Consider the following 10,551-nt stretch of genomic DNA (forward strand, 5'->3'; position numbering starts at 1 on the left):
CGGCTGACGTCACTGGGATAGCGTGCTCTCATCTCCATATGATCGGATAATTCGGGAAGACTTTGAACGGGCTCTAAGACATCACCGAGCGGGCCTCAGCCCGCCCGCACACCTACAAAAACCGCGAATCGCCCAGCCGCAGACGATTCCCGATTCCCGATTCAGCCCGCCTCGCCCTGCTGCAGATAATCCAGCGACACCTGCAACAGCGCCCGCAAGCCCACATCCAGCGACGATTCGTCGAGCAGGAACTGCGGCGAATGGTTGCTGGGCGCGGTGGCCGGGTCGATGCCCTTGGCGGTGGAGCCGACGAAGAAGAACATCGACGGCACCTGCTGCGCATAGAACGAAAAATCTTCCGCGCCCATCTGCAACGGCGGCTCGTAGACATTGTCGGCGCCCACCACGGCCTGCAGGCTGGGCAGCATCCTGGCGGTCAGTGCGGGGTCGTTGACCGTGGCCGGGTTGCCGGGCTGGTCCGGCACCTGCGCCTCGACGGTGGCCCCGTGCGCGGCCGCAGTGTGTTCGGCCACGGTCTTGAGGTCGGCGAAGATCTGCTGACGCATGGCTTCGTCGAAGGTGCGGATGGTGCCGACCATGTCCACGTCGTCGGGAATGATGTTGTAGCGGATGCCGCCCTTGATCGCGCCGAAGCTCAACACCGCCGGCTGCTTGGACAGGTTGGCGCGGCGGCTGATCACCGTCTGCGCGGCACCGATCATGTCGGCGCTGGCCACGATCGGGTCGGTGCCGTTCCACGGCGCAGAGCCATGCGTCTGCCGGCCGATCATCTTGATCGCAAACCGGTCCGAGGCCGCCATCAGCGGGCCGCTACGCACCGCGATCTTGCCGGCCTGCACGCTGGAGAACACGTGCAGGCCGAACACCGCCTGCGGGGTGAAGTCGGCGAATAGACCTTCCTTGAGCATCAGCGAGGCGCCGCCTTCTTCGTTGCCGGGGGCGCCTTCTTCGGAGGGCTGGAAGATCAGCATCACTTCGCCGGGCAGCTGCTCGCGCATGCCGACCAGTGCCTCGGCCACGCCGAGCAGGATCGCGGTGTGCGCATCGTGGCCGCAGGCGTGCATCACCCCGACCTGCTCGCCGCGGTACTCGGCAGTTGCCTTGGAAGCGAACGGCAACCCGGTCTGTTCTTTCACCGGCAAGGCGTCCATGTCCGCACGCAAGGCGATCTTCGGGCCCGGCTTGCCGCCCTTGATGATGGCCACCACCCCGTGGTGGGCGATGCCGGTGCGCGGCTTGAGGCCAAGCTTGCGCAGCTGCGCGGCCACGGTGGCGGCGGTGCGCTCCTCGCGGTTGGACAGTTCCGGATGCTGGTGGAAGTCGCGGCGCCACTGCACCAGCTTGGTCTGCAATGGCGCGGCCGCGGCCTGAACCTGAGGCCGGGGTGCGGCCTGGGCGGCGGCAAGCGTGGGCATGGCGAGCAACAGCGCGCTGAGCAGCCGGTGAGAGTGGCGCATCGAGAATACTTTTATTAAAGGTTTGCTAATGTAGTGCACCCGCGCAGCTGGCAGGCTGCGGTGGTGCCCGATTCAGTCTGCCGGTCAACCGCGACAGCCGTCGTGCGTTGCTGCATTGCATCTGTGAACGTTGTGGCCGCTTCGCCCGGAAAGCCGTTACTTCGGTAACGCTCAATTGCTTTGGCGCAACGATATGCTTAGCACAGCTGCCCCACGGTCGCATCAGCGCCCGGCCCGCCCTCAGGAGTTGTCGCATGTCGCGTTTTTGGAAGATCACACTGCTGGTCGTAGCGGTGCTTGTCGTGGCGTTCGTTGCAATGCGCATGTCCGGTGGGGGCAATCACGGCAAGCGGGCAGGCGCGCCGGGCGGCAACGGTACCGAAGATAGCGGCCCGGTGCCGGTCACGGTGGTAGCCACCACGACGCAGGACGTGCCGGTCTACGCGAGCGCGTTGGGGACGGTCACTGCGCTCAACACGGTGACGGTCAACCCGCAGGTCGGCGGCCAGCTGATGAGCCTGAGCTTCCAGGAGGGCCAGGAAGTAAAGAAGGGCCAGCTGCTGGCGCAGATCGATCCGCGCAGCCTGCAGGCCAGCTACGACCAGTCGCTGGCGGCCAAGCGCCAGAACCAGGCGCTGCTGGCCACCGCGCGGGTCAACTACCAGCGCTCCAACGATCCGGCCTATCAGCAATACGTCTCGCGCACCGATCTGGACACCCAGCGCAACCAGGTCTCGCAGTACGAGGCGGCGGTGTCGGCCAACGATGCGCAGATGCGCGCGGCCCAGGTGCAGTTGCAGTTCACCCGCATCCTGGCACCGATCGACGGCATTGCCGGCATCCGCGGCGTGGACGTGGGCAATATCGTCAGCAGCACCTCCACCATCGTCACCCTGACCCAGATCCGCCCGATCTACGTGTCCTTCAACCTGCCCGAGCGCGAGTTGCAGGCGGTGCGTCGCGGCCAGGCCGCCGCAGCGCTGGACGTGGCGGCGCTGGATCGCGGCGATGCGCACATCATCAGCGGCGGCGGCAAGCTGGACGTGATCGATAACCGCATCGCCGCCGATAGCGGCACCTTCGGCGCGCGTGCGATCTTCGACAACGCCGACAACGCGCTGTGGCCGGGCCAGTTCGTCAACGTGCGCCTGCAGTTGCGCACCATTTCCAACGGCACCGTGGTGCCGACACAGGCCGTGCAGCGCGGCCAGGATGGCGATTACGTCTATGTGGTCGGCACCGACAACGCCGCGCAGATGCGCACCGTGGTGCAGGGCGTAGAGGTGGACGACAGCCATGTGCAGATCACCAAGGGGCTCAAGCAGGGCGAGCGGGTGGTGACCGAAGGCCAGTTCCGGCTCAAGCCGGGCAGCAAGGTCAGCGCGCTCAAGCCGGGGCAGACCCCGCCGGGACCGACCGAGGCCCAGCTCAAGGCTGCGCAGGACAAGGAGGAACGTAGCGGCACCGGCAGCCGACGCACCGGCGGCCCGCGCTAACGCGCGACCATCGGCGACGGGACTTCCGTCGCTCATGTGCATCGGCGCCGCGTGCGCCGGCATCGATTGACGTCTTCAGCAAGGACATCGCCCGTGGGCTTTTCGACCATCTTCATCCGCCGTCCGATCGCCACCTCGTTGTTGATGGCGGGCATCCTGCTGCTGGGCATGCTGGGCTACCGGCAACTGCCGGTCTCTGCACTGCCGGAGATCGACGCGCCCAGCCTGGTCGTCTCCACCCAGTACCCCGGTGCCAACGCGGTCACCATGGCCTCGCTGGTGACCACGCCACTGGAACGCCAGCTCGGGCAGATCTCCGGGTTGCAGATGATGACCTCCGATTCGTCGGCAGGCCTGTCCACGATCATTCTGCAATTCTCGATGGACCGCGACATCGATATCGCCGCTCAGGACGTGCAGGCGGCGATCCGCCAGGCCAGCCTGCCCTCGTCGCTGCCGTATCAGCCGGTCTACAACCGGGTCAATCCGGCCGACGCGGCGGTCCTCACCCTCAAGCTCACCTCCGATTCGCTGCCGCTGCGCGAGGTCAACCGCTACGCCGATGCGATCCTGGCCCAGCGGCTGTCGCAGGTGCCGGGCGTGGGCCTGGTGTCGATCGCCGGCAACGTGCGCCCTGCGGTGCGCATCCAGGTCAACCCCGCGCAGTTGTCGAACATGGGCCTGACCATGGAGTCGCTGCGCAGCGCGCTGACGCAGACCAATGTGTCCGCGCCAAAGGGCTCGCTCAACGGCAAGACCCAGTCCTACAGCATCGGCACCAACGACCAGCTCACCGATGCGGCGCAATACCGCGACACCATCATCAGCTACAGCAACGGCCGCCCGGTGCGGCTGGCCGATGTGGCCAACGTGATCGACGGGGTGGAAAACGATCAGCTTGCCGCCTGGGCAGACGGCAAGCCGGCGGTACTGCTGGAAATCCGCCGCCAGCCCGGCGCCAACATCGTGCAGACGGTGGAGCAGATCCGCAGCATCCTGCCGCAGCTGCAGTCGGTATTGCCGGCCGATGTACATCTGGAAGTCTTCGCCGACCGCACCGAAACCACCCGCGCGTCCGTGCACGAAGTGAAGTTCACCCTGGTACTGACGATCTTCCTGGTGGTGGCGGTGATCTTCGTGTTCCTGCGCAGGCTGTGGGCCACCATCATTCCCTCGGTAGCGGTGCCGCTGTCGCTGGCCGGCACCTTCGGGGTGATGGCGTTTGCGGGTATGTCGCTGGACAATCTGTCGCTGATGGCGCTGGTCGTGGCGACCGGTTTCGTGGTCGACGATGCGATCGTGATGATCGAAAACATCGTGCGCTACATCGAACAAGGCAAGAGCGGGCCGGAAGCGGCCGACATCGGCGCCAGACAGATCGGTTTCACGGTGTTGTCGCTGACCGTGTCGCTGGTGGCGGTGTTCCTGCCGCTGCTACTGATGCCGGGCGTCACCGGGCGCTTGTTTCATGAGTTTGCGTGGGTGCTGTCGATTGCGGTGGTGATCTCGATGCTGGTGTCGCTGACGCTGACGCCGATGATGTGCGCCTACCTGCTCAAGCCCGACGCGTTGCCCGATGGCGAAGACGCGCACGAGCGTGCAGCCGCAGCCGGCAAGACCACGCTGTGGACGCGCACGGTGGGCACCTACGAGCGCAGCCTGGACTGGGTCCTGGCGCACCAGCCGCTGACCCTGGCCGTGGCGATCGGTGCGGTGGCGCTGACCGTGGTGCTGTACATCGCCATCCCTAAAGGCCTGCTGCCGGAGCAGGACACCGGCCTGATCACCGGCGTGGTGCAGGCCGATCAGAACGTGGCCTTCCCGCAAATGCAGCAGCGCACCCAGGCGGTGGCCGCGGCATTGCAGAAAGACCCGGCGGTGACCGGTGTGGCGGCTTTCATCGGTGCCGGCTCGATGAATCCCACCCTCAACCAGGGCCAGTTGTCGATCGTGCTGAAAACGCGCGGCGATCGCGACAGCCTGGATCAAGTGCTGCCGCGCCTGCGAAAAGCGGTGTCCGGCATTCCGGGTGTGGCGCTGTTCCTCAAGCCGGTGCAGGACGTCACCCTGGACACCCGCGTGGCAGCCACCGAATACCAGTATTCGATGTCGGATGTGGACAGCGCCGAGCTGGCCACCTGGGCCGCACGCATGACCGAGGCAATGCGCAAGCTGCCCGAGCTGGCCGACGTGGACAACAACCTGGCCAACCAGGGCCGCGCGCTGGAACTGACCATCGACCGCGACAAGGCCAGCATGCTCGGCGTGCCGATCCAGACCATCGACGACACGCTGTACGACGCCTTCGGCCAGCGCCAGATCTCCACCATCTTCACCGAGCTCAATCAGTACCGGGTGGTGCTGGAAGTGGCGCCGGAATTTCGCAGCAGCACCGCGTTGATGAATCAGCTGGCGGTGGCCAGCAACGGCAGCGGCGCGTTGACCGGCACCAATGCCACCAGCTTCGGCCAGGTGAGCTCGTCCAACTCGTCTACCGCCACCGGCGTGGGCGCGCAGAACACCGGCATCGTGGTGGGCGCCGGCAGCATCATTCCGCTGGCCGCACTGGCCGAAGCCAAGGTCACCAACACCCCATTGGTGGTAAGCCACCAGCAACAGCTGCCAGCGGTCACGGTCTCGTTCAATCTGGCGCCGGGCCACTCGCTGTCGCAGGCGGTGGAAGCGATCGAACAAGCGCGCCAACACCTCAAGATCCCCACCCAGGTGCATGCCGAATTCGTCGGCAAGGCGGCCGAATTCACCGGCAGCCAGACCGATATCGTGTGGCTGCTTCTGGCTTCTATCGTGGTGATCTACATCGTGCTGGGCGTGCTCTACGAGAGCTACATCCACCCGCTGACGATCATTTCCACGCTGCCGCCGGCCGGCGTCGGCGCGTTGCTGGCGTTGATGATGTGCGGGCTGAGTCTGTCGGTGGACGGCATCGTCGGCATCGTGCTGCTGATCGGTATCGTCAAGAAGAACGCGATCATGATGATCGACTTTGCCATCGATGCACGCCGCGAAGGAGCAAACGCGCATGAAGCGATCCGGCGCGCCTGCCTGCTGCGCTTCCGCCCGATCATGATGACCACCGCTGCGGCGATGTTAGCCGCGTTGCCGTTGGCCCTGGGCACAGGTATCGGCTCGGAACTGCGCCGTCCGCTGGGTATTGCCATCGTCGGCGGCCTGCTGCTCTCGCAGTTGGTGACGCTGTACACCACGCCGGTGATCTATCTGTACATGGAACGCGCCGGTGCGCGCGTGCGCGCATGGCGCGCGCGGCGTGCGGCTACGGCGCTTGGGCGGTCTGGAGAACGCGCATGAGCCTGGGCGCCGCTATCGGGACCGGCGACCGGCGACCGGGGACCCGGGGTGAAGCCAGCAGCGCGAGCAACGCACTCAAGACCTGGGACGCAGCGACCACCCGGAGCACGCAATTGCAGTTGCCGTTGCTTCCCCGGGTCCCTGGTCCCCGATCCCCGGTCCCGACGCCTCACGGCATTCCGGCCCAGGAATTGTCCCGATGAACATCTCCGCACCTTTCATCAAGCGCCCGATCGGCACCTCGCTGCTGGCGATCGGTTTGTTCGTGATCGGATTGATGTGTTACCTGCGGCTGGGTGTGGCGGCGTTGCCGAACATCCAGATTCCGGTGATCTTCGTGCACGCCACGCAGTCCGGCGCCGATGCCAGCACCATGGCCTCCACCGTCACCGCACCGCTGGAACGGCACCTGGGCCAGCTGCCCGGCATCGACCGCATGCGCTCCTCCAGTTCGGAGAGCAGCAGCCTGGTGGTGCTGGTGTTCCAGAACAGTCGCAACATCGATTCGGCCGCGCAGGATGTGCAGACCGCGATCAACTCCTCGCAATCGGACCTGCCTTCCGGCCTGGGCACGCCGATCTACTCGAAAGCCAACCCGAACGACGACCCGGTCATCGCCATCGCGCTGACCTCGGACACCCAATCGGCCGATGAGCTCTACAACGTCACCGACTCGCTGCTGGCACAACGGCTGCGCCAGATCACCGGCATCAGCTCGGTGGATATCGCAGGCGCCTCCACACCGGCAGTGCGCGTGGATGTGGATCTACGCGCACTCAATGCGCTGGGCCTGACCCCGGACGATCTGCGCAACGCGGTGCGTGCGGCCAACGTCACCTCGCCGACCGGATTTCTGTCCGACGGCAACACCACCACGGCGATCATCGCCAATGATTCGGTCGCCAAGGCCGCCGATTTCGCGCAGCTGGCCATCTCCACCCAATCCAACGGGCGCATCGTGCGGCTGGGCGATGTGGCCACCGTCTACGACGGCCAGCAGGATGCGTATCAGGCCGCCTGGTTCGACGGCAAGCCTGCAGTGGTGATGTACGCCTTCACCCGCGCCGACGCCAACATCGTCGCAACCGTGGACCAGGTGAAGGCGCAGATTCCCGGGCTGCGCGCGTACCTGCAGCCCGGCACCCAGCTCACGCTCTACTTCGACCGCACGCCCACCATCCGCGCCTCACTGCACGAGGTGCAGGCCACGTTGATGATCAGCCTGGTGATGGTGATCCTGACCATGGCGCTGTTTCTGCGCCGGCTGGCACCGACGTTGATTGCCGCAGTCACCGTGCCGCTGTCGCTGGCCGGCTCGGCGCTGGTGATGTACATGCTGGGCTTCACCTTGAACAACCTCAGCCTGTTGGCGCTGGTGATCGCCATTGGCTTTGTGGTCGACGATGCGATCGTGGTGATCGAAAACATCATGCGGCATCTCGACGAAGGCATGCCGCGTCTGGATGCTGCGCTGGCAGGTGCGCGCGAGATCGGTTTCACCATCGTCTCGATCACCGCCTCGCTGGTGGCGGTATTCATTCCGATGCTGTTTGCCAGCGGCATGATCGGTGCGTTCTTCCGCGAGTTCACCGTGACTTTGGTCGCGGCGATCGTGGTCTCGATGCTGGTCTCGCTGACCTTGACGCCGGCCTTGTGCAGCCGCTTTTTGTCGGCGCATACCGAACCGGAAAAACCCGGCCGTTTCGGCATCTGGCTGGACCGAATGCATGAGCGCATGCTCGCCGTTTACACGGTGGCGCTGGATTTCTCGCTGCGGCACGCGCTGCTGTTATCGCTGACGCCGCTGCTGCTGATCGGCGCCACCATTTTGCTCGGCAGCGCGGTCAAAAAGGGCTCGTTTCCCGCACAGGACACCGGCCTGATCTGGGGCCGCGCCAATTCCAGCGCCACGGTGTCGTTTGCCGACATGGTCAGCCGCCAGCGCCGCATCAGCGACATGCTGATGGCCGATCCGGCAGTGAAGACCGTCGGCGCGCGGCTGGGCTCCGGTCGTCAGGGCTCCAGTGCCTCGTTCAATATCGAATTGAAAAAGCGTGACGAAGGCCGCCGCGATACCACCGCGCAAGTGGTCGCACGGCTGAGCGCCAAGGCCGACCGCTATCCGGATCTGGATCTGCGCCTGCGCGCAATCCAGGACTTGCCCAGAGACGGCGGTGGCGGCACCAGCAAGGGCACGCAATACCGCGTCTCGTTGCAGGGCAATGACCTGGCGCAGCTGCAGGAATGGTTACCCAAATTGCAGACCGCATTAAAGAAGAATCCACGCCTGCGCGATGTCGGCACCGATGTGGATACCTCGGGCTTGCGCCAGAACATCGTGATCGACCGTGCCAAGGCCGCGCGGCTGGGCATCTCGGTCGGTGCCATCGATGGTGCGTTGTATGGCGCCTTCGGCCAGCGCTCCATTTCCACCATCTATTCGGATCTCAACCAGTACAGCGTGGTGGTCAATGCGCTGCCCTCGCAGACCGCAACGCCCAAGGCGCTGGACCAGGTGTTCGTGCCCAATCGGTCCGGCCTGATGGTGCCGATTACGTCGGTTGCCACGCAGCTGCCGGGCCTGGCGCCGCCGCAAATCATCCATGAAAACCAGTACACCACGATGGATCTGAGCTACAACCTCGCACCGGGCGTGAGTACCGGCGAGGCGGATCTGATCATCGAGGCCGCCGTGAACGGGCTGCGCATGCCGGACGGTATCCGCCTCAGCGGCGACGACAGCTTCAACGTGAAGCTCAGCCCCGGTTCGATGGCCGTATTGCTACTGGCGGCGGTGCTCACCGTCTACATCGTGCTGGGCATGTTGTACGAAAGCCTGATCCCCCCGGTCACCATCCTGTCCACCCTGCCGGCCGCTGGCGTCGGCGCGCTGCTTGCGTTGTTTCTCACCAACACCGAGCTGTCGGTGATCTCGATGATCGCGCTGGTGTTGCTGATCGGCATTGTCAAGAAGAACGCGATCATGATGATCGACTTCGCGTTGGTGGCGCAGCGCGTGCACGGCATGGATGCGCGCGCTGCGGCACGCGAGGCCTCGATCGTGCGCTTCCGCCCGATCATGATGACCACGATGGTGGCGATCCTGGCCGCCGTGCCGCTGGCGGTTGGCCTGGGCGAAGGCTCGGAACTGCGCCGCCCGCTCGGCATCGCGATGATCGGCGGGCTGATCTTCTCGCAGAGTCTGACCTTGCTCAGCACCCCGGCGCTGTACGTGATCTTCTCCTGCCTGAGCGAACGCTGGAAGGCGCGGCGCGCACGTGCGCGTGCACGCCGTGCAGAACGCGCGGCAGCACGGCGCCCGGCAGCCTCGGCGCACTGAGCCATCCGCAGTTTCCACGCCGGCCTGATCTGGCCGGCGTGATCGGTCGTTAGCAGTCTCAAGCGGCGTCAGCACCCAATGAAAGGCGCCCAAAGCGATGCACTGCATGTGCTCGGCTGCGCGGCCGGATACACCCGGCATTGGCTGATGTGCTGGATCGCGTTCTTGCGTGCCTGTATGCGGACGGTGGTATGGCAAGCACCGGTCACCGCTGGTACTTGGCGCTGAAAGGGATTTTTCAGGGACGAATAAAAAATTCTCGCCAACATGCCTCGTGGATACTTGGCAGTAAACCCTGCCTGCCAGATATTTTAGCCCTCGATCAGACAGGCACGCCCATGCATGGCATCCAGATGCAATTTGGATTTTGAAATGAAATCGTAACCCATTCGCCATGAAACTGGGAAAACCATCCCTTTCTGATCAGCGACCGAAGCATTTATATTGAATGTTCGCGAATTTAGCACCATCGTCACCGTGGATTCAGCATAGCTGATCGTCCTTTCCCCAAGAAGATCGACAATGCGTTTTGTCCTGAGGTCTTTTTGCGGAAATCCGGTTAAATCAATCCCCGATGCTTCAAGTGATGTGGATGATCCTGTGTCCAGCAGCACCAACTCTTCGCGCCCGCGAATGATTGCGGGTATCCTGGGTGTCATTGGAGAACCCCATATCAGGGAAGTCAGTCTGAAATTATCGTTACAGACTTGGCGTGACTCGCGCCCTAGAATTTTAAAGCTTTCTTTGGACATCTCCACTGCGCCAAGCTGCCGAAGCAAGTCCATTCCGATGATGTTGATGGGTACGTCATCACTGGTTGAAAAAGATACATTATGGGCACCTCGAACAACCAAGTCGTAGCCGTGGTGACACGCACTGGATGATGACCATACCTTCAAAAAATCAGCGA

At 64.2% G+C, this 10,551-nt stretch carries 5 protein-coding genes and 1 pseudogene; 4 read left to right on the forward strand and 2 right to left on the reverse strand.

Annotation, left to right across the window (positions count from 1 at the left end):
* Nucleotides 1–161: 161 nt before the first annotated feature.
* Nucleotides 162–1,478: a M20 family metallopeptidase gene (locus tag XpopCFBP1817_RS17055; RefSeq protein WP_128418023.1), complete on the reverse strand. Its 1,317-nt coding sequence runs from the start codon at nt 1,476–1,478 to the stop codon at nt 162–164.
* A 254-nt stretch (nt 1,479–1,732) separates the two neighbouring features.
* Here XpopCFBP1817_RS17055 and XpopCFBP1817_RS17060 point away from each other — a divergent pair, with 254 nt between their 5' ends.
* The 4 genes and pseudogenes from XpopCFBP1817_RS17060 to XpopCFBP1817_RS24125 form a co-directional block, all read left to right on the forward strand.
* Nucleotides 1,733–2,974: an efflux RND transporter periplasmic adaptor subunit gene (locus tag XpopCFBP1817_RS17060; RefSeq protein WP_128418024.1), complete on the forward strand. Its 1,242-nt coding sequence runs from the start codon at nt 1,733–1,735 to the stop codon at nt 2,972–2,974.
* Nucleotides 2,975–3,067: 93 nt separating this feature from the next.
* Complete coding sequence (locus tag XpopCFBP1817_RS17065; RefSeq protein WP_167393962.1) at nt 3,068–6,301, forward strand: efflux RND transporter permease subunit; 3,234 nt, start codon at nt 3,068–3,070, stop codon at nt 6,299–6,301.
* Between the two features lie 199 nt (nt 6,302–6,500).
* Nucleotides 6,501–9,641, forward strand: coding sequence for an efflux RND transporter permease subunit (locus XpopCFBP1817_RS17070; RefSeq protein WP_128418026.1), 3,141 nt, complete (start codon nt 6,501–6,503; stop codon nt 9,639–9,641).
* A 78-nt stretch (nt 9,642–9,719) separates the two neighbouring features.
* Nucleotides 9,720–9,933: pseudogene (locus XpopCFBP1817_RS24125) on the forward strand (hypothetical protein); the annotation flags it as partial.
* Nucleotides 9,934–9,952: 19 nt separating this feature from the next.
* On the opposite strand, the gene XpopCFBP1817_RS21665 reads toward XpopCFBP1817_RS24125, so the two are convergent.
* A partial coding sequence (locus XpopCFBP1817_RS21665; protein ID WP_158251319.1) for a hypothetical protein occupies nt 9,953–10,551 on the reverse strand: 599 nt, incomplete at its 5' end.

The organism is Xanthomonas populi, from assembly GCF_002940065.1.
Taxonomy (GTDB): Bacteria; Pseudomonadota; Gammaproteobacteria; order Xanthomonadales; family Xanthomonadaceae; genus Xanthomonas; species Xanthomonas populi.

Bases quoted from the DNA above. Each gene is read 5' to 3' on its own strand.
- XpopCFBP1817_RS17055 (WP_128418023.1), bottom strand. From the start codon at position 1,478: ATGCGCCACTCTCACCGGCTGCTCAGCGCGCTGTTGCTCGCCATGCCC.
- XpopCFBP1817_RS17060 (WP_128418024.1), top strand. From the start codon at position 1,733: ATGTCGCGTTTTTGGAAGATCACACTGCTGGTCGTAGCGGTGCTTGTC.
- XpopCFBP1817_RS17070 (WP_128418026.1), top strand. From the start codon at position 6,501: ATGAACATCTCCGCACCTTTCATCAAGCGCCCGATCGGCACCTCGCTG.